General features: G+C 48.7%; 19 protein-coding genes and 1 pseudogene. 3 read left to right on the plus strand and 17 right to left on the minus strand.

Annotated elements, in window-relative coordinates:
* Positions 1–21 precede the first annotated feature (21 nt).
* The 9 genes from KJW29_RS22005 to KJW29_RS22045 all read right to left on the minus strand — a co-directional run bounded on the left by KJW29_RS22005 (position 22) and on the right by KJW29_RS22045 (position 11,676).
* A complete protein-coding gene (locus tag KJW29_RS22005; protein ID WP_087571278.1) occupies positions 22–864 on the minus strand; it encodes a carbohydrate ABC transporter permease in 843 nt (280 codons plus the stop codon).
* Between the two features lies 1 nt (position 865).
* Entirely contained in the window at positions 866–1,828 is a 963-nt protein-coding gene (locus KJW29_RS22010) for a carbohydrate ABC transporter permease (RefSeq protein ID WP_214626203.1), read from the minus strand.
* Positions 1,829–1,922: 94 nt separating this feature from the next.
* Positions 1,923–3,344 (minus strand): ABC transporter substrate-binding protein, encoded by a 1,422-nt coding sequence (locus KJW29_RS22015; RefSeq protein ID WP_214626204.1) that lies wholly within the window; start codon positions 3,342–3,344, stop codon positions 1,923–1,925.
* Positions 3,345–3,713: 369 nt separating this feature from the next.
* Entirely contained in the window at positions 3,714–4,781 is a 1,068-nt protein-coding gene (locus tag KJW29_RS22020; protein ID WP_214626205.1) for a M14 family zinc carboxypeptidase, read from the minus strand.
* A 15-nt stretch (positions 4,782–4,796) separates the two neighbouring features.
* Positions 4,797–5,663 (minus strand): carbohydrate ABC transporter permease, encoded by an 867-nt coding sequence (locus tag KJW29_RS22025; RefSeq protein ID WP_214626206.1) that lies wholly within the window; start codon positions 5,661–5,663, stop codon positions 4,797–4,799.
* Positions 5,664–5,671: 8 nt separating this feature from the next.
* Positions 5,672–6,589 carry an ABC transporter permease gene (locus tag KJW29_RS22030; protein ID WP_214626207.1) on the minus strand — a complete coding sequence of 306 codons (918 nt, stop codon included), beginning with the start codon at positions 6,587–6,589 and terminating at the stop codon, positions 5,672–5,674.
* Positions 6,586–8,160, minus strand: coding sequence for an extracellular solute-binding protein (locus tag KJW29_RS22035; protein WP_214626208.1), 1,575 nt, complete (start codon positions 8,158–8,160; stop codon positions 6,586–6,588). The genes KJW29_RS22030 and KJW29_RS22035 overlap by 4 nt, the downstream gene beginning before the upstream one ends.
* A 161-nt stretch (positions 8,161–8,321) precedes the next feature.
* Entirely contained in the window at positions 8,322–10,589 is a 2,268-nt protein-coding gene (locus tag KJW29_RS22040) for a helix-turn-helix domain-containing protein (RefSeq protein ID WP_214626209.1), read from the minus strand.
* 103 nt (positions 10,590–10,692) lie between these two features.
* Positions 10,693–11,676: a helix-turn-helix transcriptional regulator gene (locus KJW29_RS22045; protein ID WP_246608327.1), complete on the minus strand. Its 984-nt coding sequence runs from the start codon at positions 11,674–11,676 to the stop codon at positions 10,693–10,695.
* A 150-nt stretch (positions 11,677–11,826) separates the two neighbouring features.
* Between KJW29_RS22045 and KJW29_RS22050 the strand changes: the two genes are divergently transcribed.
* On the plus strand, positions 11,827–12,306 hold the full coding sequence (locus tag KJW29_RS22050) for a hypothetical protein (protein WP_187102143.1): 480 nt from the start codon (positions 11,827–11,829) through the stop codon (positions 12,304–12,306).
* 22 nt (positions 12,307–12,328) lie between these two features.
* Positions 12,329–12,805 carry a GyrI-like domain-containing protein gene (locus KJW29_RS22055; RefSeq protein ID WP_214626210.1) on the plus strand — a complete coding sequence of 159 codons (477 nt, stop codon included), beginning with the start codon at positions 12,329–12,331 and terminating at the stop codon, positions 12,803–12,805.
* 113 nt (positions 12,806–12,918) lie between these two features.
* Here KJW29_RS22055 and KJW29_RS36225 read toward each other — a convergent pair.
* The 4 genes and pseudogenes from KJW29_RS36225 to KJW29_RS22070 all read right to left on the minus strand — a co-directional run.
* Positions 12,919–13,002, minus strand: a pseudogene (locus KJW29_RS36225) (RNA polymerase subunit sigma-70); the annotation flags it as partial.
* Between the two features lie 8 nt (positions 13,003–13,010).
* Entirely contained in the window at positions 13,011–14,414 is a 1,404-nt protein-coding gene (locus KJW29_RS22060) for a M24 family metallopeptidase (RefSeq protein WP_246608328.1), read from the minus strand.
* Entirely contained in the window at positions 14,401–15,357 is a 957-nt protein-coding gene (locus tag KJW29_RS22065; RefSeq protein ID WP_246608879.1) for an ROK family protein, read from the minus strand. Before KJW29_RS22065 ends, KJW29_RS22060 begins: the two co-directional genes overlap by 14 nt.
* A complete protein-coding gene (locus tag KJW29_RS22070) occupies positions 15,350–17,152 on the minus strand; it encodes a class I mannose-6-phosphate isomerase (protein ID WP_214626212.1) in 1,803 nt (600 codons plus the stop codon). Before KJW29_RS22070 ends, KJW29_RS22065 begins: the two co-directional genes overlap by 8 nt.
* A 109-nt stretch (positions 17,153–17,261) precedes the next feature.
* Between KJW29_RS22070 and KJW29_RS22075 the strand changes: the two genes are divergently transcribed.
* Positions 17,262–18,143, plus strand: coding sequence for an AraC family transcriptional regulator (locus KJW29_RS22075; protein WP_214626213.1), 882 nt, complete (start codon positions 17,262–17,264; stop codon positions 18,141–18,143).
* 17 nt (positions 18,144–18,160) lie between these two features.
* On the opposite strand, the gene KJW29_RS22080 is transcribed toward KJW29_RS22075, so the two are convergent.
* The 4 genes from KJW29_RS22080 to KJW29_RS22095 are packed head-to-tail and all read right to left on the minus strand — an operon-like array spanning position 18,161 to position 24,522.
* Complete coding sequence (locus KJW29_RS22080; RefSeq protein ID WP_214626214.1) at positions 18,161–19,654, minus strand: M81 family metallopeptidase; 1,494 nt, start codon at positions 19,652–19,654, stop codon at positions 18,161–18,163.
* 39 nt (positions 19,655–19,693) lie between these two features.
* On the minus strand, positions 19,694–21,913 hold the full coding sequence (locus KJW29_RS22085) for an AraC family transcriptional regulator (RefSeq protein ID WP_214626215.1): 2,220 nt from the start codon (positions 21,911–21,913) through the stop codon (positions 19,694–19,696).
* Between the two features lie 29 nt (positions 21,914–21,942).
* Positions 21,943–23,586, minus strand: coding sequence for a type 2 periplasmic-binding domain-containing protein (locus KJW29_RS22090; protein ID WP_214626216.1), 1,644 nt, complete (start codon positions 23,584–23,586; stop codon positions 21,943–21,945).
* A 57-nt stretch (positions 23,587–23,643) separates the two neighbouring features.
* Positions 23,644–24,522: a carbohydrate ABC transporter permease gene (locus KJW29_RS22095; RefSeq protein ID WP_214626217.1), complete on the minus strand. Its 879-nt coding sequence runs from the start codon at positions 24,520–24,522 to the stop codon at positions 23,644–23,646.
* Between the last annotated feature and the right edge of the window lie 11 nt (positions 24,523–24,533).

Genomic DNA, 24,533 nt, shown 5'->3' on the forward strand with positions numbered 1-24,533 from the left:
GTCCCTCCCTTCTTCTTTCCGTTACCCCTTAATGGCTGAAGAAACGACGCCTTCAACCAAGTAACGCTGCCCCAAAAAGAACACGATGATGATTGGCAAAACGAATAGGATGAGCCCCGCGCTCTGTACTTGCGTCATCGTAATCTCCTTCTGCCCGGGAAATACGTAGCCAATCGAGAACAAGGCGGTCGCGAGCGGATACTTATCATTTTGTAGAAACATAAACGGTGTAATGTAATCATTCCCCCACGACCCGTTGAAGGCGAGAATGGATACAGTTGCAATAACGGGCAGCGAGATCGGCAGAAATATGTTCCAGAAAATACGGAAGGTTGAGCAGCCGTCAATACGGGCCGCCTCTTCGAGATCTTTCGGGAAAGCCGCAAAAAACTGCCGGTACAAAAAGATGCTGAACGCGCTCCCGCCGAGCGCCCAAAACAGCCATGGCCAAAAGGTATTAATGAAGCCGAGCTTGAAAAATATGACGTACGTCGGAATCTGTGTAACGATGCCCGGCAGCATCATCGTAGAGAGCATCAGCAGGAATAGTACGTTTTTCCCTGGAGCCCGAAGCCTTGCAAAGCCGTAGCCTACTAAGGCGCTTGTAATCGTAGGAATTGCGACGGAAATGGCCGTAATGATAATCGAATTTTTGGCATAACCCCAATAATCGATAAAGGTTACGGCGTACTTGTAATTAACGAGGCGCAAACTGGTCGGCCAGAACGTGGATGCCGAACCTACGATCTGCAAGGAATTGGTCACAAGCCAATACAGCGGGATAACGAATAGGATGGATAAAAGGACAAGCAGCATGTAGATAACGACTCTGAACAGCTTATTTTGTACGCCTGCATTCACCATCTTATTTCCCCCCCTGATCGACTTCGTAGAATACCCACAGCTTGCTTGTAGAAAACACCACGACCGTTAGCGCTAAAATCATAATGAAAAGCACCCACAGCAGTGCAAGTCCGTAACCAAATCGGCCATAGGCAAATATTTGCTGAAAAGCATGCACCGAATACACGTAATTCGGACGGATCGGCGTGGATAGCAAGCTGTTCGAATTAGCGGCGAGCAGAATAGGCTGTACGAAAATTTGCAAGGAACCGATAATGCTCATAATGAATTGAAAAAACAATACCGGAGTAACGAGCGGAATGGTGATTTTTGCAAAGCGCTGCACCGTCGTCGCGCCATCGATGGCCGCTGCCTCGTACAAGTCTTTCGATACGCCCTTCAGCCCTGCCAAATAGATCAGAATGCCGCCTCCCACACCCCACAGAAGCATAATGAAGAGCGGATAGATTGCGTAATCGTACCCCAACCAATCGACGGGCTGCAGTCCGAGCTGTAATAGCAGATTGTTGATGACGCCGTCTTCTACGAATAAGGATCTCCACATCGTCCCGACTGCCACGACGGGGATAATGGAAGGGATAAAAAACAGCGTACGATAAATACCGATACCCTTTATGTTCTGGTTCAGCAATACTGCGAGCAGAAATCCAAGCACAATACTCGCCGGTACCATGATTACCGTAAAGAAGATCGTGCGCCCCAGCGAATACATCGCATCATTATCGGTAAACACTTTTCGATAGTTGTCGAACCCGACATATACAAGCCGGTCCATGTTGAAGCCCGCATAGTTAGTGAAGCTGAGATACAAACCATATAACAGAGGAATAAGGCCAAGCAAAATAAAAACAATGAACCATGGCGAGATGAATACGTAAAACTCCATTGCTTCCTTGAAGCTTCGACTGCGGAAGCGCTTGGATCCATAAGATGCAGACTTGCCTGTTTGAGCCGGCTGATTCAAGTTAAGCCCCCCTTGCTTTGCGTAACTAATAACGAATTCGAAGTATAAAAAAGGCTGCCGGAGACGTATCTGCTCCGACAACCCTATGCGTGCTTTACTCTGGGCTGACGAGTTGCTTGCCTTCGCTAATGAGCGTGTTCAACTCTTCGGTCATTTTTTGCGTTGCGCCATCGATCGAATCTTTGTCGAAGTATACGGGAGTAAAGTATTTCTCGAAAATCGAATTTACGGCCTGATAGTTCAAATATGGATTGTAAGGCAGACTGCCGTCCGTATATTTCAGTTCGTTTTGGATAAAATCGTAATTCATCTTGTCGAATTCCGTCGATTGCGGAAGCATCTCCGCAAGCGTCTGCGTACCCGGCAAACCGTATCCCGCTTTCGCGCGATCTTCCGCGGGCTTTCCTCCGAAGAACCACTCGAACACTTCCCATGCCTCTTTCGGATGCTTCGAGTTTTTGTAAATGATCGCTCCTGTTCCCGCTCCGGTTGGCGAGATCCGCTTGCCGCCTTCCATCGTCGGCGCTGGAGCTACGCCAAAATCGCCTAACCGATCTTTGGTCAGCTCGTTTGTCTTCAAAAACCCGGAGAACCAGTAACCCGCAATAATGATCGCCGCTTTGTCATCGACGAACAGCTGTCCGCCCCAATCCGTTTCTTGATGCAACGGGCTAGGACCAACTCCGGATTTCGCCGTATCTACCCAGAACTGAAGCAAGTCCTTCATCTGCGGAGTCGTTAAGTCCGCTTGGCCAAAATCGTCGCTGTACATGCTGCCGCCTTGCTGAAGCAGTTGCAGATTAATTAAGTCCTGATTCGCAATGGTACCGCCATTAAAATACACAAGACCGTATTGACTTACTTTGTTACCGTTCTTAACGGTAAGGTTCTGCCCCAATTCAACGAGTTGCTTCCACGTCATCGCCTCCGTACTACTAGGTACAGGTACGCCCGCCTCTTCGAACATCTTTTTGTTGTAATAGATCGTATAGTCAGGCGACCAGTCCTTCGGAAAACCATACAATGCGCCGCTTCCATGCTCTCCCGTAATGGTGTCGTATTTGAATTGGTTGACCACGGGAAGGAAGTCCTCCGTCTTGAACACGCTGCTTGTATTGAAATTGGACGTCAGGTCAAGCGCCATTCCTTTCAGAACATAACCAGGCAGCTCAGTGACGGAGTTCGTTCGAATGATATCCGGTCCGTTTCCAGCCGCCATCATCGCCATCAGCTTGTTGTAATCCGCTGACACGATCTCTACCTTGATGTGAGGATGCGTCTTCTCGAATTCCGCAACCATCTCGCTCGTGAATTCGCTGTCATACATCGTATGCCTAATGACGACCGGCTTGCCTCCTGCAACTGGCTTCTCGGATACGTCGCCTGCGTTTGCATTTTCGGAAGAAGCTGCGTTCTTCCCGGGAGCGTTATTGCTATTCGTATTACCTGCACATGCGCTAAGCATTCCGGATAGTACTAACAAGGATAAACAAGCCGTCCACAACGTTTTTTTCATTTGAATCCCCCTAGAAGTGATAAATCGTAGCGCGCTCTACTTCTCAAATTATAGAATTGATGCCTGCCGGCAACAACGTTGTATATCTTTTGATTCGTTCTTATTTATTTAGAAGTTGCTTTGCTCTGTTGCTCAAAGGTGCAAAATCCGAATCATAACAAATAAGCCTGCTCGCGGAATGATGCACCGTAAGCAGGCTTATTTCAATAGGGAATACTATCGTTTGCCGGAGAACGGCATCGCATTCGGCTGGCATCAGATGCATCAAGCAACGAGAGGGCGCGGTCATTCGCTTGAACGGCATTGCAACGAAAAACGGCGGCAACCAAGGATGTGTAACACAGTCCGTGGTTGTCGCCGTTTCATCGATTAGGTCGGGATTCCGGCCCCTTTCAATTGAAATCGAATCAGCTCCGCGAATAGAATAAAGTGGCTGTCCAATATTTGGTCATACGAATATTGTGCTCCCGGAGCGTTCAACATCGTATTGGATTCGAATGTCATGGACATGCCGCCGCTTATATGATGCAACGCGGACGTCAGATTGAAGGACGGCGGAGGATACGCGGCCCCGTCCTCCCAGTTGCCGCTTACATCGAACGGAATATACGCCCGATCGTGGGCCGCCTTGACATGCAAGGCGAATTGATGTTGCACCTGCTGGATATACTTGGGTGCGTAACGGATCGGCACGATGAAGTTTGTGCAGTTGGCTCCGCCATGCAGCAATACCGACGCATCCACCCGCTCCTCGTCCGCCAAACGCAACAACGATCTCGATTCCTCGGCCATCGGCAAGAAAAAATTGTCGTGCATCAAATTGATGCCGTCATCGTTAAAGTAACCGCCCAAGAAACCTGCTTCGTCTTTCATGGGATGCACCTTTTTACAATCGGGCCAGTTGCATAACTCACCGTTCTTCCACGTTCCTTGCACGTAATAACGCATTTGATTCATACTCAGGCCGGCAAAGGAGTCGATGGGAATTCGCGCCCTGCCGTCCGGGTTCATGCATGGGATCAGAACGAGCCGGCACTGGCGGAGAAGCTCGAGCAACTCGTCATGCCGCTTGCCTCGATGGTCTTCCCCCGTCTCGAGCGCATGAATCAGATTCAATACGGCCGCGATTCCCTCCAATTCGCCGCCATGAATCCCGCCGACAATGAGCAGCGTCTTGCGGCTGTCCTTATCCGTGGACTTATAGCAGGCCAAATCTCCCGCTCCGCAAGCCGAATTATAATTCGCCCGTCTAGGATAGGGTTCTTGATCGCCGTAGACAACCGCTTGGATCTCTCTGCCTCCTGCCGACTTCCCCAACCCAATGATGCTGCCGATTGTCACCTGGCTTAGCTCTTCTTCGATGTCCCGGAGCCGAGTCCGCCAAAACGGAGGAATAGGTTCGTTTTCCTTATTCGAAAGCTTCTCGTCATAAACCAACGGTGTCCCTTCTTTCTATCCCTTTAGTGAACCGATTAAAGCGCCTTTCACGAAATACTTCTGCACAAACGGATAAACGGCCATAATCGGCAGCGTGGAGACGATAATGGTGGCGAACTTCAAGGATTCGTCCACAATGGCGTCGCTTCCCGCCCCCGCGGTGATTCCGCCGTCCATGACCTGACCGGCCAGCACCAGATTGCGCAAAATCACTTGCAGCGGGAACAAATCAAGATCGCGCAAATAAAGCAACGCGCTGTAGAAGTTATTCCAAATGCTTACGGCGTAAAACAAGCTGATCGTGGCCAGAATCGACTTGGACAATGGAAGAATAATCCGTATAAAAATGCCGATATCGTTCAAACCATCGATCTTGCCTGCTTCCTCCAGCTCATAAGGCAAACCTTTGAAAAAAGTACGCATGATAATTAAATTCCATGTGGAAATCACCCCCGGAATAATCATCGCCCAGATGCTGTCCATCATCCCGACGGAACGCACGACGAGGAACGTGGGAATCATTCCGCCGCTAAAGAGCATGGTGAATACGACAAGCTGCATAAAAAATTTGCCGAATACCAGTCTTCTGCGCGATAGCGCATAGGCCCCCATGGACGTAAAAGCCAATGAAATGACGGTGCCTAAAACGGTATAAAGAATGGTGTTTCTATAGCCGATCCAGATGCGTTCATCCTGGAGCACGTATTTGTAAACATCTAACGTGAACCCTTTCGGCCATAGTCCTACTTCGCCGCGCATGACATATTCGCTAGAGCTGAGAGAGACGACGACCATGTAATAAAAGGGATACAACGCGATGAAGGCTACGATCGACAACAACAGAACATTGACGGCAGAAAATAGCGAAAATTTCTTTTTCATTGGACCTCCTACCATAAGCTCGTCTCCGTCAGCTTGCGGCTGGCATAGTTGGCGCCAACGACGAAGACCAACCCGATGATGCCCATAAACAAATCAATGGCGGTGCCATAGGAGAAATTGCCTTGCACAATCCCCGAACGGTATGCGTAGGTCGATATAATATCGGCCGTTTCGTACGTTGCGGCATTATACAGCAAGAACACCTTCTCGAAGCCGATATCGATAATGCTGCCGATATTCATGATCAGAATGATGATGATGGCGGGAGCGATGCCCGGCAAGGTCACATGCCGGATTTTCTTCCAGCGTCCCGCTCCGTCGATATCGGTGGCCTCGTACAAGGTCGGATTAATCGCCGTCAACGCGGCCAAATATATAATGGAGCTCCAACCCGCTTCCTGCCAGATTCCCGAGGTCACATAGATCGTCCGAAACCATTTGGCCTCCGACATGAAGTTGATCGGCTCCAATCCCAAAGCCTGCAGCCAGTCGTTGACAACCCCGGCGCTGGGGGAGAGGAAGACCGTAATCATCCCCGCCACCACGACCGTTGATATGAAATGAGGCAAATAACTGACGGTCTGCACAAACCGTTTGAAAAACGAAATTCTCACTTCGTTTAACAGAATCGCCAAAATAATCGGAAACGGAAACCCGAAAACAAGCCGATACACGCCCAATAAAAAGGTATTGCGAATGATTTGAAGCGCATCCGGGCTGTTGAAAAATTGGTAATAATATTTTAAGCCTACCCAGTCGCTAGCCCATATTCCTTTCACCAGGCTATACTGTTTGAACGAAATGACGATGCCGGCCATCGGCAAGTATTTGAACACGATGTAATACGCGAGCAGCGGCAATAGCAAGAGCAAGATGTACCTGTCGCGGACGACATCTCGCCCCGTTCTGCGAAACCAACCGATCATTGGCCGCTGCCGCTTCGCTGGTCATCCCACGTTTGTTGGTAGATCTCCAGCATCTCGGGCACGCCAAGCTTATTCATTTCTTCCGTGTAGCTGCTCCATTCGCTAAGCGGACGATTGCCCATAATGAATCTGGCCATGCTCTCTTCATAGTGCTTCGAAATTTGCGGGTTCAACAAATTGACGCGTTCCAACACATCGCCATTGAATCTCGGGGACACGACCTGGACCGGGAAGGCGTACTTCGGCGCCTCTTCGTAGGCATATTTCTCGTCATCCGCTATCATGCTCAGATACGCGTTCGTATCGAACTTTCCGTAGGTTCCGTGAGTCATAATGCCGGCTTCTCTGCGAAGGTCGGCGAATTGCTTGTATTCCGGAAGGAATGTCCGCTTGCCGTCGGCTACCGTATAGGTTTCGTTCTCTTTGCCCCAGCTCATAATATCGGAGCCTTCCTCGGAATACAGGAAATCGATGTATTGCAGCGAAGCATCGAGATTTTTGGTTTTGGCGTAAACGGCGAAAGAGTTCGACTCCATATTCGTGCTCGGAATATAGGAGCTGCCCGCTACTCCGGCGGGAGGCGCCATAAAGCTCATATGCTCTCCCTCGCGCAATTGGTTATTCACGATCTCCATTTGCGGAATATACTGCACGGTAATAAAGGACTTGCCCGTCGTTATCGCCTGGTTCCATACCTTCACGTCCATGGACAACCAATCCGGCGGGAATAACTTCTCTTCGTAGAATTTATTCAGGTAGGTCAGCATTTCCTTATAGTTATCCTCGATAGGTCCGTACCGGTACTCGGACGTCTCGGGATCCGGGAAGAATTGGTTGGTTGTATTAAACGTTGTCGCAAAGTTGGATAAGTTGCCCAAACCGTGCCTGAATATGAACGGATAGCTATCCGGGTACAGTTCCTTTAACTTCTTGCTGACTTCATACAGTTCATCCCAGGTCGTCGGAGGTTGAAGATCGTGTTTGGCGAATATATCATCCCGGTAGAACCAGATCATCTGGTTCGTCACGCCAGCCCCGTCTATAATCGCGCTATAGATGTTCCCGTTGGAATTGGTTGCTCTTGTTTTAATGTTCGGATTGTCGTCGAGAAATTTTTTGAAATTGGGCATTTTGTCCAAATGCTGGGCAAGATCCAGAAGCACTCCTTCCTCGCCGTATTTGTCTGTATTAAACATGTATAGAACATCCTGAACTTCGCCCGAAGCAATATTCAGCGCCAATGTATCCTCGTAGCTTCCCGAAGGAATTTGGACATCTACGGCGATGTTCGTTTTTTCCTTAATCCAGTTCCAAGCCGGCCATTCTTTTTTGTACGGCCATGAAGCCGCGACTTCGGTAAACATCGATATCGTTTGCGGCTCCTCGAAATAATAAGAAGCATGGTCGCCGGAGGAACCGTTATTCCCTTCCGTCCCGCTTGTTGCGGGCTGCCCCTCTTCGTTTGGCTTGCCGCCGTTCTCCGTTCCGCTGCTACAGGCCGCAAGCGTCGCCGTCAACGCCACGGCCGACAGCGCAACCATCATGCTTTTCGATTTGTACCACTCTGTCATCCTGAATGCATCCCCTTTGTCCTGATTTGATATTTGGAACATCCCTGCCTTGTGCTCGTTCATCATAAAAAAATAAGCCAACCCTCACAATCATACGATTGCGGGGTGGCCTCACGATTTATCGAATGATCCGTAAAACAGACCATGATTCGTAATTCAGGTTAGGATCGCGGTCGCTGCCTATACTCCGTAGGCGTCATGCCTGTATATTTCTTGAACATTCTGTTGAATGAGTTGATGTTCTGATACCCGGCGAGCTCGGCAATTTCCCGGGCCTTCAATTCCGTGTCGCGCAGCATCTCGCAAGCCTTCTCGATTCGGATTTGATTCACGTAGTCGACGAAGTTGGTTCCCGTCTTCTCCTTGAAGTAGGTGGAGAGATAGCCGCTCGTAATTTTCAACTCTCCGGCTACGTCCTCCAGGTTGAAGGCTTTGCTATAATGGGTCCCCACGTATTTGGTGGCGAAATCAATGATTTTATCCGTTCCCACTTGTTGCTTTTGTTGTTCCGTCTGCTCGTGCAGCTGCAGGAAGAAGGACATCAGGCAGCTTTCCAATTCCTCGTAGCTTAAACAATTTTCGATCATGCTTTCGGCTTGTGTATGAGAGAATGGATGGTCGACCGTAAGCAAACCCGTTCCTTGATTGTAGAGATGAATAGTCCTATCCATGAGCAGCTTGGCCAGCTTGATCGCCTCCGTCGCGGGACATTGCCGTTCCTGCAGCTTGCCGAAGAGCTTGTTCATCGCGTGACGGACGTTCGCGAAGTTCCCGGCAGACAGTTGAGAGGCGATCTCTCGCAATTGGTCGGCCGAGACGGTTGGTTGAACGCGTTTGTCGAGTGAATCGTCTTTCATGATAATGGTTGCGGCTTGCAAAGGCCGCATTTGCAAACGCAGCAACGTTTCCTCGTAGGCCTCGGTCAATTCATCGGAATGAGAATAAATCGAGCTCACCGAGATGGTGGCAAAACCATAGGACTGGTCGATATCCAGCGTCGTTTTTATTTTCTCCAAGACTGGTTTTACTTCTTCTACGGATTCGCAAAACACGATCGTCATCAGCTGGTTTTTTTCCATATGGAAGCTGATTGGCTGACGATGGTCATGCGAGATCGTCAGATCGATGTATTCTTTGACATAGGAATACCATCTGGATTCGTTCTTTTCGCGGTGCTCCGTGATCATATCGCCGAAGGTGTGGCGGATCGTCAAGTGGAACATAATCAGCAGATAGGGGGCGTCGGAGAACTGGACCTCCAGTTCGTTTCTAGGCCAAATATCTTTCATTTTGTTAACGTAAGCGAAGTTTTGCAACAACGACTTCTGCGACTTCAGCTCGTGATCGGCTTGTTCCTTGGCGTCGGACAAATGGCGGAACTGCTCGCTAATCGCGTCGAATTCTTTGATTCTGCTCGACTCCGGCATTTTTTTATTTTGATTCAATAGAGATTCGATAATCTGCTTCAACGGGTTATTGATCTTCCGGACAAACCATACCGCCGACAGGATCGCGATGAAAATTGACAGAATCAGAACGGACAACAAAACCGATTTGATCTTTAGCTGCGCCGAGATGGTCTCCACGGGAACGATGCTTACGTAGGTGAAGCCCGTTCCTTTCCCCTGCTCGTAGAAGTAATAATAATCGTCGTCGATATGAAACCCTTTGTTAGCGGCGAAGTTCAGATTAGAATCGGGGATCCGATGTTCCGCCTTATTCTCGTACAAGATTTGATCGTTGTTCATAATGATCAGATTGTCATGTACGGAAATTTGCAGCTGATTGAACATTTTTGCCGAATCCAGAAGTCCGACCATATAAAAAGGGCTGTCGGCATATCCCTTATAAACGACGGGCAAATACACATACGATGTTGCCGGGGCATTGGCGTAAGCCTGTTCATAGAAGGTGGCGTCGGCAAGCACCTTATAGCTGTAATCCTCCGTATATTGCCGCGCCCAAAACTCCTTCGTATAGGTTTCCTGCTTCAAAAACACGGAAAACATCTGGTCTGCCACCGTGCTTTTTTTGTAATCCAGCACCTGTTCGTCGGTACCGGAAAAGAGAAAGACGTCTTCCATCATTAACAGCGAATTGCCCACTAATCGTTTCAGTTCCTCTTGGATAGCGGGATATTTGATAAAGTTTCCGCGTTTGCCGAATTGCTGGATATTCTCGTTAATGTAGAAGGACATCATCGTTTTGCGAACCAGTTCGAAATGCTGTTCGTAATTGCCGGCCGTTCTCTCCAGATTAGCCGAATTGTAGCTGACAATTTCACGACGAATTTCGGTCGACATTAACGATATGGTCAAATAGTTGAGGCCGATCAAAAAAAAGATAATGACCATAAACGCTACGACAAGCTTCGTAAATAACGAACTCGTTTTGTTTTTCGGCATAAATAACCGCTGAATCGCAATCAACTTCAAGTCACTCCTTGTACCCTACGCCAAGCGGATGGCCTGGATAAAAAATGCATGGAAATATAATATCATAAATGGCGAACGTTGCAGCCCGGCTATTGGCCTAACGTGTCTTTGTTAAAGTGTCAGCGCTTCCCCTTAACCGCTTTTCCAAAATCAAGCGCAGCTCATCGGGAATCCGTTCAAACTCGACCCCTTTCCCCAAAAACAAAAGCCAATCCGCATAATACTCTAGCGCCTCAGCATCGGTCACATCCAGTTGAGCATTGAAAATCCCGCTCGACTGGAACATCCCTGTAAAGGACAAAATAATCCCCGGCGGGTGCAAGCGCTTAAAGCGCTGAATTCCAGTCGTATCAAGCCTTACAATCAGATTAGAATCACGTGCTCCAAGCCGTTTTTTGCTTAAAATCTCTTGCTCGGACCGCCTCATCTTCTGCTCAGAAATGGCCGAATCCCGCAGCATCTCAACAGGCAAATAGCGAAACTCATCGGTATCAAGATCATAAACCTCGACCAGCCAACGAGCGTTTGAGTTGAAAATATGAATCAAAAAAACATCCATCAACTGCGGCCAGCCAGGACTCCGCTCATACGTCAAGCGCAAGTGCTTATCCCGCGCGGCAAGCGAAATCAGCTGGTTCAACTCCGCAGGCGCCGCATCATCGAGTTCCAAAAGATTCGGATTAGCAGGATTTGTATTTTCAAAAAGCAAGATATTATTCAGCTCAATCAGCTCGTCGTGCTGGGTTTGCGACGCGATGCCGATGAGTTTTTCAGTGATGGAGCGGCGATTTTGCAAATAAGGCAGCTGCGAATTTTTCGATGCGATAAAGCTGATAAATATCGCTTTCAGCTCTTCTGGCGTGAAACGGACGGCGGACAGATACTGATTTTGCAAGACATTGTAGCCGCCTCCGCGCCCAAGCTCGGTCGTCAGCGGAAAACCCATCGCTTGAATCTCGTTAATGTCGCGGATTGCCGTCGCGCGAGAAATCTTGAACTCCCGCTGAATCTCTGCAATCGTAAAATGCGCGCGGTTATTGATGAAGCGCATGATCAGGCTCACTCGTTCTGTCTTTTTCATGATTTTATTGTATCAGAAATGTAGCACCCGTACTGATTTTGATTCTGTTTTTGCAATACTTTTTGATTTCCGATAAAAGGTATCGTTTTTTGATACATTTAGAGAATAATATCAATCTTGTAAAAACAAATCCGCTAAGGAGAGATTAAAATGTCTAATTACTCCATCCAAACCATCTCAGAAAACTACAAAATGACTGCTTTCGGTGTTTTACTTGAAGACTACAACGACTGGTCAGGCAATGCAGCAAAAACTGCAGCGAAAAAAGCTGAAATCACTGAAAACGGCAAGCTTGCCGAACTTCTCACGCTCGCTGACGGGCAAGAATATCAAATCAACTACGTCATCGACGGCAAGGCTTGGCGCGGCTTCGGCGTGATGGATGCATACGACGTGGAAGGCGCGGTCGTCCTTGACTTCCTTGCGGGGGACTACCTCGTGGTGTCTGGCACAGGCGCCGAAAAAGACCGCCTCGCTGACGAAATAACAGGCAAGGTTTTCGGTGGCCTGCTGCAAGAAATCACAGACTACAAATACGTTGGTCCTGGTAACTCAACATTCGTCAAAGCAACTGAGGACGGTACATTCTACGGCGAAATGTGGCTTCGCGCAAAAAAAGTAACAGGCTAATCTCAGTCAAAGGAGCACTTCCATGGCCAATTACACAGTTGAACATAAGAAATCATTTACATTGACCGCTTATGGTTTTTCAATTCAATCCAATTTCCAAGACGCGCCAGCTTTGCAGAAGGAAAAAGCAGAGTTTTGGGGAAGACTCAAGGCTGACGGGCGTTTTGATAAGCTCAAAGCGGCCGCAAAAGATGATCGCGAATGGTCAGTCAACGAGGTTTATCAAGGCAGACCGTGGAATTATTTCGCGGTAGAAGCTAGCAAATCGGTGGCTGACGCAACACGCATCATCGAGTTTCCGGAGAGCGAGTACATAGTGCTCGCAGGAACCGGAGACAAGGAAACTTTGTTTAATCAGTTGACTTATCGTGCTTTTGGAGAAATCTTGTCTCAAATCACTGACTATGCTTACATCGGCGGCCCCAATGCGACTTATCGCAAAGAAAACGGTGACGGCACTTTCTACGGCGAATTTTGGGTTCCTGTGGTTAAAAAATAGTAGGATTTGACCAAAGGGCTGCCAAGCCAAGCAAAATATAAATGCCAGACTCTGCTAGAGTCTGGCATTAAGGGTATACATATGAAGCGAAACCAAGAAATTGATCATACGTGGGTGACGAGTTTCGTGCCTTTGCCCGTGTGAAAGCTTTCAATGGCTTTAATCAGACTGACCGTGCCAATCGAGATCAAATTCTTCCCCACAATCAACGGGTCTTTTTTACAGCAAACGCTTGTGATTTTGCTAAATAAAACGGACGTAAATAAGCTACCGTATTGGATAGAGGCAAGACCTCTTTACTCATTTTTATATTCAATTCATCCTCAATATAATTTCGTCTTGTCATAATCCGATTCCATAGTTCAGGGTACTGCAGTTGTATGTCTTCCTGCAATTGTTGATCAGCTATTGCTACGCATTCTTCCGCGCTTACCCCTGTATAGCCAGCGATTGATGGAATAATATCAATTTGCAGAATCATCCCGCTTTGAAGTCGTTCAGTCGATCCGAAATAAATGGGAGAGGACATCCATTCTTCATCTGCCACCAGATGACCCGGGTTCAAATGCCAATTATATTTATTTTTCGGATACGCATTTTCAATTAAGGTATAAAAATCATGACCGTTCATACCGATTTCGATAGACTCCAGCCAATTAGTTACTGCGCAATAATAGGGTTTGGCAACCCGATCTAAATAATCAGCTTGCGTTCTGGGCAGTTGATGCTCGAATTCAATGACAAAACCTGTACGGCTAGATAAACCGCCTTTGTAACCGGTCGTTAGGGATAACGAGTCTCCTAATTCGATTCGTTTGTGCGTAGGATACAAATTGGCTTTCTCGAAACGCTGGCCGGCTGCAGCAATCGTTACAACGGAGTTGAATTGTCCTTCTGCTGTTAATTTATGTCCGATTTCCACTTCTTTGCTGCCAACCTTAACGGCATTCATCGCCATCAATATACACGTCGAAGCCAGGTTTGCTCCGTATTCATAATGAGCGATTTCATTGGCGTTATTCGTTGTACGAACGCCAACATCTCCCCTAATCAATAGATGGGCGGCATTGATTAATTCAGCATCGGGACGTTTTATATTTTTAATAGCTTCCACAATAAAATATGGAATATCAAAGTAAGCAGAAGGGTTACGGTTCCGGGTCGTGAAAAGTTTCCATCCCACTAGTCCTATCTTTCCCCTTTGATCTACACTTGCTTCTTTGAAGATATCTTCCAAAGCCGCTTCATTGTCCATCGGCTGGTTTGGCAAAGAAAATAATGGACAATGCTTCAAGGTAACGGCTACACGGGAATGAGCTGCCATTTTCAAATTCTCGTTTCCCAAAATAACCGTGCAATCTCCTGATTCATCAACAATAAGGATTCCTTCTTCAAAACGCGGAATAAATCCCGTTAAATATTCGAAGTTGCTTCCGTGTTCTTTGTCTGCATAAATAACAAGTACGTCAAAACCTTCTTTTTTCATCGCATTCAATAATTTATTTTTACGCTCCATAATTGTTTCATCGGTCAAAACGGTTGGCGGTACATTTAGGAAATAAGCTGGTTCTTTCACGGTTTGGAGAATAATTTCTTTATGGTTCATCATCTACAATATCTCCTCTCTCCTCTTGTTCTTCAATAACCATGTTTAATATTCCAGCAAAAGTGCTGAGAGAAGTTTCTTCAACGGCGTGAATCTCTAAATTCCGATGATTAAGAATCTTACGTGCTTCGCCGATAAACAAGCCGGCGCTCTTGGCAATTTGTCCGCCGATCACGATGGCCTCCGGTCGATACGCATCTACGGCCCCTTTCAACACCAGACCCAAATTTCGTCCGAACTCCCGGAAGATTTCATTACAGGACTTATCTCCAGCCCGTGCCCGATCCGCCAAATCCTTGACGTCCAATTCCATGCCATGAAGCCCCGCGCCTTTCGCGATTGCAAGAATTCCCCGTTTGGATATATAGTCATCGGCTATGCCGTTCCCAAACGGCAAATTAAATAACCATCCGTTAAGCGGAACATCTGATCTGTCCTTGACAAGTACTCCCCGGTCAATAAATGCAGATCCCAATCCAGTACCAATCGTAATACATATTGAACGGTGGTAACGTGAAGCCGTACCGCATGCTGCTTCACCGAGAGCGAACAGGGTAGCGTCATTGCCGAAGACGATACGGGCATCCGTTGCCAGCCAAGCCTGCACCGACTCATCTCCTTGCAATCGCATAATCAACTCCCTCCCGACAGACACGCCATACAGCTTGTCGAACTTGCCGATTCCGCTCATATAACTGATTCCCCGCTCATAATCGAAGGGACCTGGAAAGGCGTAGCCTATCCTTTGCACTACTCCCCCCTCCGGAACTTTGCTAGCCTGCAATTGCACCATGTTTGCCAAATAATCCAGCATCTCAGGTTTCTCCAAGTGTGAGCGGGACGGGTAACTGCCCACAGTATCCAGAAGCACCTGTCCTTGCCTTGTCATAATGGCAGACTTAATAAAGTTGCCTCCCACATCGAACACAATCGCATAGCTAGTCATGGACAACCTTGATATTCCAATCCGAAGAGACGCCTGCTTTAATCAACTTGGCAGGACGCTGACCAAGGTTCTGGATGCGGAAAGCTCCAAGAACAGCCGGTAAAATATACGATTCGGCATACCCCAACTCGACGGACAAGTCGGAGTCGGACAAAGATTGAATGCGCACCCGCTCTCCTTCCACCAAGTTAAGCATAAGAAATTCGCCTTGCGTGTCGTCCTCCCATAATTCCGTCAGATGGATGCGATTCACGTAGAATAGCAGATCCTCGCGACGGCCAATCACGTATTCTTCCGCTCCCCTTTGACTGCCGGCCAGCACCGGAGCCTGAATCAACTGTTCCTTCACCCAATTCGGCTTCTTGTACCAATCGATGTTGGCGAAAGCGTGGTCGATATTGATGGGACGCAGCTTGCCGTCTAGCCCTTTGCGAACATAATCATAGATTTTGAACGTAAACCACCATGTCGTCGAAGAGATTTCCAGTACAAGATTGTCTGCGCCGGAGCAATGAACCGTTCCGGTCGGAATCAGGAACAAATCTCCTTTCTCGCATTCCCATTCCTGTACGTATTCCCTGTGATCGATAGGAACTCCGGTCAACTGCGCACCTTTAACTGCGCCGAGTAATTTATTTTCGGTACATTCCTCGGTAAGTCCGAGATAGACCTTTGATCCTTCCTTCTTTTCCATCATGTAATACGACTCTTGCTGTTCCAGAATATAATTGAATTTCTCGCGCATATAAGTCTGCTTGGGATGTACCTGGACGGACAGATTCGTACCGCCCATCGTATCCAGATAATCGAAGCGAATCGGGAAATAATCGCCGAACAAGCCGCTAATCCGATCGCCAAGTATAATCTCGTACCCCACATTCATGACGAGGAGAAAGGGAACGTCGATCACCTTGCCTCCGTTGCCGATCAGAATTGAATTTTCCGGCGCGATCGGCTCGAACCCCCAAGCACAATTGTCCCACTCCGAGGGCAGATCGGCCAGCTCCTTCAAATATTGCCCTCCCCATACGCCCGGCGCAAAGAAGGGCTTCACGCGCATCGGACCCGCAGCTAAGCCGCGGATGAGAAGCAATAATTCATCCACGGCAACGGAAGTCGGATGATCCTGCTTGTTCATATCCACATAAAGCTGGAATTGTCCCAGCTTCTCTTTCCGATAAGCTTCTAATATCGGCCACTCCACGAAAAACGCGATTTTATATTTCTCCAGCGTGTCCTCATTATTATCGAATCCGAAGTTGCAAAGATTCGAAGCGTGGAGCGCTTGTTGGGTTTCTCTGGACACATCGAGAAACAGATTCAGCGTACCCCCGCCCGTTAGCCAGTGCGAACCGGTTCCTACAACAAGAGTCATCGACTTTCGATTAGAGTCGAAATCCGCAAAGGAGAGGGAGGCCGGAGCTTTTACTAACTCATTTTCCAGTTGAGTAACCGCGTCCATTCGGAAGTAATCGCTTATCTCGCCCTTCGTCATAACGCCGAAAGCGCGATTATCCGTGATGTCATTCGCAAACCGTTCTCTTAACTGAGCTTCGGACTTAACATATTGCCGTACGGGAACCAGTCTCGTATCATATCCCAGATGCCGAAGCCATGAATCAAGCATAACGCTGAAGCCTTCAAAGTCGGCTCCGTGCGTCCCGTCAATTACAATGAATTCATCGACATTTCTCGTTTCAAGCGTTTCTTGGAGCAAACGGAGCGTCTCCTCATACCCATCGGCCAGTTTCGTTCCGTCTTGTCTGACTTCATTTATCGGCAACTTATTAAACAAATCGTCATCCCCTATCCGCAATGCGCGTTATATAGATTCGAGATCAACAAATCACAAATGTTGTGTTATGATGCAAATAATCAACGATGAAAAGGGAGCCGGGATCCGTATGAAAAAGGAACACGCTGGTCTTATCGAGCCTATCGAGCTGAAGGAGCGTTTCTTCTTGCATTACGGCGTTCGGCATCCTGAATACTATTACTTCCACGCCCATCAAGGCATGGAACTCCTGCTTATCCATCAAGGTCAAGGGCAGATTGTCATAGGTGACAAGCTCGAACACGTCGGTAGCGGCTCATTAATGCTGTTCCAGCCCTATCAGCTTCATAGAATCCATATGAGCGCCGGTTTCTCCTACGAGCGCAGCGTGTTGTTGTTCGATCCCAGTACGTTGGATGCCAAGCTTGAATCGTTCCCTGCCTTGCAGCGTTTCTTCCGCATGCTTTGGCGCAGCGAATTGCCGGCGCAGCATTACTCTCTTGGCGAGCTCGAACGGGAAGCCAAGCTTGCGCTGATGCACGGCGATCAAGCGATACAAGCCGCCGTTGCGGACCGGCGGCTTGAGGAGATGACATTAACGGCGATATCCCTGTTGCAGCTCATTCGTAGAGTGTTTCCCGCGGATGCATCGGATATGGATTATTTTTCACAGATTCCGAGAACAATGGGCTATACGGAGAAGGCGATTCAATGGATCGAAGCCCACTTCACGGAAGAGTTTCAGCTCGCTCGGTTAGCAGAGGAACTGTATGTCTCCCCTTCCCACGTCTCCAGGCTGTTCCATCAGGAGACAGGCGCTACTTTGACGGAATTCATAACGGCACGAAGGCTGCGGGAAGCTTGTCTGCTACTCGCCGCCACGAAGCTGTCCGTGCGTGAAATCTCCCTTCGAGTCGGTCTTACGAACGTGCCTTACTTCGGCAAGCTCTTCCGACGCAATCTCGGAATGACGCCGTTGCAATACCGCAATAGCAGGAGCTCGGGCGAATAACGTTCAGTCGGTGTTGTTCATTTCACCCTGATCATGCGTTTGCGCTCTTCGTCCCTGTTCCAAGCCGTATTCGGTTCATGCGGATATATAGGGCGCGGCGCCTGCTCGTAGACGATTCGACTTAACGAAATATTGGATTGTCCAGGCGTTAGCGCAAACAGCGTCCGACTTCCGAGTTCTCTGTACGCAGGACTTAAATAACCGCTCTTCACGACGATTAACCGGTAATCCTCGACATGCACGCCAAGTTGCTGCAAAAATTGCGGATCGTATACGGCTATGCGCCTCTCCGTCACAATGACATCGACTTCGCCGATTACCACGACCGCGGCATTACAGCGTTCCTTGCTGTGACCGACAGCGTCTATATCGTCATGAACGGACCGAACATGCGCCTGAACGCGGTAAGGCTCTTCCGTATTCGGCTGGCGCCTTCCAAGCTTCAGCTCCACCGATTGACCCGGACCGGCCGACCGGCAAGCCGTATAGGAGTCCGCATCGGCGATTACAGCCACAAGCGTGCGATCGATGTTCCGTTGATGCAGCTTCTCCAACACGATTGTCAAATTGCTCGAAGCACCGGCGGTGGGATTGTCGCCGGTATCGGCAAGCATGACCGTCCCCTTCGTCTCCAAAGCGATATCAAGCGCTGAATCGAGTTCATGGGATTCTTCCGAGAAACGGAATTCATCCCGTTGTTCCCATAGCTTCTCCGCCATATCCAGGGCTATCTCCCTCAATTCGTTAAGATAGAGGGATTCTCCGCTTACGAGAGCCCATACGCCATGATGCGGCGTATCCGCCCATGGGAAGCCCAGTGTATAGTCCGCGTTCAACGTTTGCTTCATACGCGAGACAGCGTACGCCTCCGCAATCATATCTTTCATCGGGAGAACCGTTGTCATGGAATTTTCGCCGCACACCAGGAAAGGCAGTCGAGCTCCAACCGTAACGACATCCAGCCCTCGGCGAATGATGCGCAACAGCAGTTCCGCCGCGCGTACGCCACAGTCATAACGATCCGTATGAGGAGCCGTACGGAATACGGTAAAAGCGTTCACGCTTTGCAACAGCTCCTCGGTTATTGTCGCGTGCATGTCAAGCGCGCAGACGATGGGGAGTCGTTCTCCCACTAGTTCGCGAATCGCCTTCATGAGGTCGCCCTCAGGATCTTGCGCGCCGCGCGTATACATAGACCCGTGAAGGCAGAAGCAGATGCCGTCGATCTGTCCCGCAGAACGTACGGCGTCCAACACCATTCGTTTAATTTTCACATATGCTTCGTCTTCGACAATCCCGGATACCATCGCAACCGCATGAACAGTCGGCACGACATCCGCCCCTTCTGCTTGCAGCGTCTCGATAATTCCGCCCGTCGATTCCGCATTGCCCCTCCAGAACTCGTGCTCGAACAACTCGTGACCTTGCAGCACCTTGAAGTCTTCCAATTTCGTCGGCGAAGCGTTAAATGTATTGGTTTCATGCATAAGCGTTCCAGTCAATATTCGCATAGGCTTACCTCCCGGCGGCCGAATGGGACACAGCCGACTTTATGCCTCGCCTTGATCCGTTCCTTCGTCCGCGTACGTTTTCTGATATAGCTTGGGCGTCAATCCATGTTTCTCCTTAAACAGACGGATGAAGTGATGCGTGGATTGGTAACCGACCCGGTAAGAAATCTCCTGCACCGACAGTTTTTTCTCCCGGAGCAGCTCCTCCGCCCGCTCCAGCCTCAGCCCCGTCACGTATTCGTTGAAATTGCTGCCCGTGATGTGTTTGAAAATTTTGCTTAAATAAGTCGGGCTAACGCCGACATGTTCCGCTACGGAAACAAGCGACAACTGATGAGAAATGGAGTTGTTGACGTACAATACGATTTTATTGGCAAAATCTTGATCGATCTGGCCCTTTCGCTCATTAATCCGATTGATGACAGATAGAGCGACACTGGAAATCCATTCCTCGAACTGGTCCACATGCTCAAGCTTGCGATATTGCTCGCGAGACTCGCCGCCGAACAGCTCCGAAGGCTGATAGCTGAGCTGCTGAGCCGTCTTTTCGATAAGCAGCACCATATCCAGCATCACATTCCGGCAATATCGAATCGTCCAGCTTCCTTGCCTGATTTCGCCTAACAATTCGGCGATTAATCCCCGCATCCTCTTCTCGTCGCCGGTTCGAATCGCGGCGGGTATATCGTCCAATTGCTTTGGCATACCGCTGGGCTCCATACGTTGTCCCGTGTGGATATCCCCATAAAACATGACTTTGTTAGAAGGATATACAAAGGCATATTCCAGCGTTTCATCGGCCTCCGCGAACGAACGCGCAATGGTTTCGTCCGAAGATGGATAGAATCCGCCAAGGCATAACGAATGCTTCTCTCCTGCGGTTTCTTCAATCAAAGCGACTAGCCCGGCAATCATGTCTGATTGGTTATTTCTCTCGTCAAAGCTGATAAAACCGAATATTTGCGAGCGCTCGTCTCTAATAGCCGCAATGGTTACATTAGCAAATCCGGCTTCCAAACGTTCGATGAGGTGAAAGTCCGCTGCCAAAGCTTCATGATGCTCCATTCCTTCCGGTCTTGAGACGCGTAATGCGAAGCTGGCGATCCGGCGCTGATCATGTCCGAATCCTAACATGGATGCCATATCTCCCGTTTTCTGCGAATCCTGTGCCGAACCGAACAATAGTCCAAGCATATAATTATGGCGAACGATAGGCATATGCCTTGCCAGGCTTTGCCTGAGATCCTCCATTTTGTTGGAAATCGGCCTGTGAGCGCGATTTGTAAGCCATACAGTAACAATCACATTGGCGCCTAAGAAAGCGGCACCGATCGCCAGCATCCAGCTTCTGATTTGAGTCGATTTGCGGTAGGCGCTCTCCATTGATGTGATGGAAACGTAACGCCAATCGTTATAGCGGGAAGGGATAAATGAAACAACGCTCGCTTGGCCTGCTACTTTGGCATCGAACATTCCCTCTTCCGAGACGTTGGTAAGCTTCGAACGGACTTCATCCGTTAAGTAGTCGGGAGGCAGCTCGGAGCCGTAATTATGGGCAATCACGCTTCCGGATGCGTCTACGATCAACAGCGCGCCTTCTGCGAACGGCTTCAATTCTTGAAGCATGATATCAAGTTCAGCCAGATCGAGGTTAACGGCTACAACGCCTTGACGGAGCTCTTTGCTGCCGAAGAACGGGATGCTGCGTACATACGACGCAATTCTGGAGGGGTCATGCGCCCCCGCTTCTCTAGCCTCTAACCAATCGATATTGATATCGGTCTCGGTGAAAGACTTGAACCATTCCGATCTGGCGCCAAGTTCGCATTCCGATTCATTCAGCATACATACCCGATCACCAAGAAACAGCAAATTCCCCCTGGGGTAATAAAGATCAATGGAATGCAGATATTGCGTATTGTTTTTGATATCGTCGATGCGTCCAGCCACCTTCAGAATGGCGGATGAGTTACGGCTGATATCATGAGTCAATGGATAGACAAGCGCCTCGTTGCTCTCTAGTTCGGAGAGATGCAGATTAGGGAAATCCACCATCTCTTTGAGAACAGGTTCGTCGACGGCATTCTGGAATTGACGTACCGTCTGCATGTTAAGCCCTTGTATTTCTTCGTTGTACATGCCCATGAATATTCGGTAAAACACGAATTGGGGGACGAGAGAAACGACTAGAACCGCGATCAAATTATAGACGAGCAGCCGCTTGAAAATCCGGCTTCCTGCACGATCGCTTCCTTCCATTTCCCGCTCCCCCTTTGTTTATCTAAGGATTATTCGCCAACCATTTGTTTATAAGCTTCGTTAGCCGCTTTTTCCAGTTCGTCTCCGCCGTTCTTGCGGAATGCCTCCACGTATTCGTCGAAGTATTCAACCGGTTCTTCGCCGGCAATAATTTTGAAGTAGGCATCCACCGTCAACTTGTTCAACGTGTTCGAATATTTGCTGAACGCTTCCACGTTAGGAACATATACCGATTTATATCCTGTTGTCTTAGCGTGTTCGTCGGCGAAGGCAAAGTCGAACGTATCCCGCTGTTTAATGAATGGATCGAAGGAAACCTTTGCATTAAGCACATTTTTGCCTTTCACATTGGCTTCCGCTAGCGTGTCCGAGGAAGTGAGGTTAATGAATTTGTCGCCGTCGAGCTTCCAGTCCACATCCTTGACGCCATTCGTTAACATCAGGTAATATTCGTAATCCGTACAAGCAGCCTCGATCATCTTCAAGAGCAGTTCAAGCTTCTGCGGATTTTTCATGGCTTCGCTTGTAATTGCGATCGGATGGCTGGCCGTATCCCACATTGGCGTTCCGGAGTTTCCGCTCGGCCCGACAGCCGGGACGCCGAATACGGCATTCCCTTCGGGATTCGTTTCCTTAAATGCTTTGAACTGCCCGCCGCCTGCATCGTCCGCAATATCGGGATTTAATTCATTACGCCAATGGTAATACATCGACATGCCCGTAATGCCAATCTTGCTGTTGTAGAAGGCTTGCGAATCGGCCCAATATCCCGTTGTGTTCTCGGATGTAATGAACTCGGGATCGATGAGTCCGGCTTTATACCACTTCTGCAGCGTTGCAAGCGCTTCCTTCATTTCCGGCTGAATAGACGCAATGACGACGTTATCGTCTTTCATTGTAAATTGAATGGTCTTTGCCGCATCGCCTTTGGCCGCGCCCTTAAAGTCGCTGATTCCAGGATATCCGTAGGCGCCAAGAATATTCGGCAGCGCGAAGTCGGATAGACCATACGTATCTTTTTTCCCGTCTTTATCCGGATCGTCGTTTCGGAATTTGGTGAACGCCTCTTCGTATTCCTGGATCGTTTCAGGCGTTTTCGTTATCCCTACATTGGCCAGCCAATCTTGACGCCAAATGACGACAGTGGGATAAGTACCGTTCAAGTTCGTCATTGGAATTGCGTAAATTTGTCCATCATATTTGACGCCATCCCATACCTCCGGGTAATTATCATTGAGGAATTTCAGATAGGTCGGTGCAAATTCTTCTATTTTTTCCATAGGAATAGGTTCAATGATGCCTTGCGTCACATATTTCGGCAAGTTTTGCCGGTTCGTAATTTTCAGCACGTCCGGCATTTCTCCAGCGGCTAATCGGACATTGAGATTGTCTTCCCACTTCTGCGAATCGATGTACCAGAAATCGAACTTGGCGTTAAATTTCTCTTCAACCGCCTTAACGACAGCAGAGTTAGGATCGGGCTGCCCATAGGAATCATAACCAAGCCAGTCTAAAGTTATAGGCTCCGTTGCTCCGTTTCCATTCGTTGCTGTACCCGCTTGAGTTTCCCCCGGTTCGTTTCCGTTGTTCCCGCCGCTGCAGCCTGCCAGCAAACCCACTCCGAGCGCAAGCGTCAGTGTAGACCCGGCAATTCTTTTCATCGATTTTCTCATGCCGCTAATCCCTCCGTTAATTAAAATTTTATGTTAACCTGATCCGCGGATCAAGAGTCAACCTTTGACAGACCCCATCAGCGTTCCTTTAACAAAGTATTTTTGCAAGAACGGATAGACGAGCAGAATGGGCAGTATAGATACAATAAGCGCTGCCATCTTCACCGTTTCGGAATTGACGACTGCCGCATGCGAGCCGGAGCCCGATTCGGAAGCGACATCTTGACCTTCCAGCAATATTCTGCGCAAGATCATCTGCAGCACTTGCTTGCTCTCGTCTTGGATGTAAATCATGCTGTCAAACCAAGCGTTCCAATGTCCGACTCCGGAATACAACCCGACTGTTGCGATGATCGGCAAGGACAGCGGGAGCACAATCCGGAATAAAACGACAATTTCGTTCGCTCCGTCAATCTTGGCGGATTCCTCCAGGCTTTCCGGAAGCGCAGCGATGAAGTTTCTTACAATTAGCAGCATGAACGCGCTGACCGCACCAGGCAGAACAAGCGCCCATACGGAATTCATTAAGCCAATATTTTTGATTAACAAGTAAGAAGGAATCAATCCTCCGGAGAAAAACATCGTTAGTACGATAACGCCAGTCCACAACTTGCGATTCGGCAGCGATCGTTTGGAGAGCGGATAGGCTCCCAGGAAAGTAAGAATAAGCGTTATGACCGTGCCTAACAGCGTTCGAACGATCGTGTTTCCGTAAGACGTCCAAATGACGCTATAATTAAAAACCCTTTCGTAACCGCTGAAATCAAGCTTTGTGGGAAACAGGTGAAAACCGTACCGATTAACCACCTCGGGAGGACTGAGCGAGATCGTTCCAGCCTGCAACAATGGTACTAACGTCGTGATGGATAACAATCCAAGCGTGGCATAGACGACGGCCAGGAAGGCTTTGTCCGATGCCGAACGTTTAGGTTTCAATCGGATTACCC

It is taken from the genome of Paenibacillus agaridevorans, assembly GCF_018604145.1.
GTDB lineage: Bacteria > Bacillota > Bacilli > Paenibacillales > Paenibacillaceae > Pristimantibacillus > Pristimantibacillus agaridevorans.

Bases quoted from the DNA above. Each gene is read 5' to 3' on its own strand.
- KJW29_RS22005 (WP_087571278.1), bottom strand. From the start codon at position 864: ATGGTGAATGCAGGCGTACAAAATAAGCTGTTCAGAGTCGTTATCTAC.
- KJW29_RS22015 (WP_214626204.1), bottom strand. From the start codon at position 3,344: ATGAAAAAAACGTTGTGGACGGCTTGTTTATCCTTGTTAGTACTATCC.
- KJW29_RS22025 (WP_214626206.1), bottom strand. From the start codon at position 5,663: ATGAAAAAGAAATTTTCGCTATTTTCTGCCGTCAATGTTCTGTTGTTG.
- KJW29_RS22030 (WP_214626207.1), bottom strand. From the start codon at position 6,589: ATGATCGGTTGGTTTCGCAGAACGGGGCGAGATGTCGTCCGCGACAGG.
- KJW29_RS22035 (WP_214626208.1), bottom strand. From the start codon at position 8,160: ATGACAGAGTGGTACAAATCGAAAAGCATGATGGTTGCGCTGTCGGCC.
- KJW29_RS22045 (WP_246608327.1), bottom strand. From the start codon at position 11,676: ATGAAAAAGACAGAACGAGTGAGCCTGATCATGCGCTTCATCAATAAC.
- KJW29_RS22050 (WP_187102143.1), top strand. From the start codon at position 11,827: ATGTCTAATTACTCCATCCAAACCATCTCAGAAAACTACAAAATGACT.
- KJW29_RS22055 (WP_214626210.1), top strand. From the start codon at position 12,329: ATGGCCAATTACACAGTTGAACATAAGAAATCATTTACATTGACCGCT.
- KJW29_RS22060 (WP_246608328.1), bottom strand. From the start codon at position 14,414: ATGATGAACCATAAAGAAATTATTCTCCAAACCGTGAAAGAACCAGCT.
- KJW29_RS22065 (WP_246608879.1), bottom strand. From the start codon at position 15,357: ATGACTAGCTATGCGATTGTGTTCGATGTGGGAGGCAACTTTATTAAG.
- KJW29_RS22075 (WP_214626213.1), top strand. From the start codon at position 17,262: ATGAAAAAGGAACACGCTGGTCTTATCGAGCCTATCGAGCTGAAGGAG.
- KJW29_RS22080 (WP_214626214.1), bottom strand. From the start codon at position 19,654: ATGCGAATATTGACTGGAACGCTTATGCATGAAACCAATACATTTAAC.
- KJW29_RS22085 (WP_214626215.1), bottom strand. From the start codon at position 21,913: ATGGAAGGAAGCGATCGTGCAGGAAGCCGGATTTTCAAGCGGCTGCTC.
- KJW29_RS22090 (WP_214626216.1), bottom strand. From the start codon at position 23,586: ATGAGAAAATCGATGAAAAGAATTGCCGGGTCTACACTGACGCTTGCG.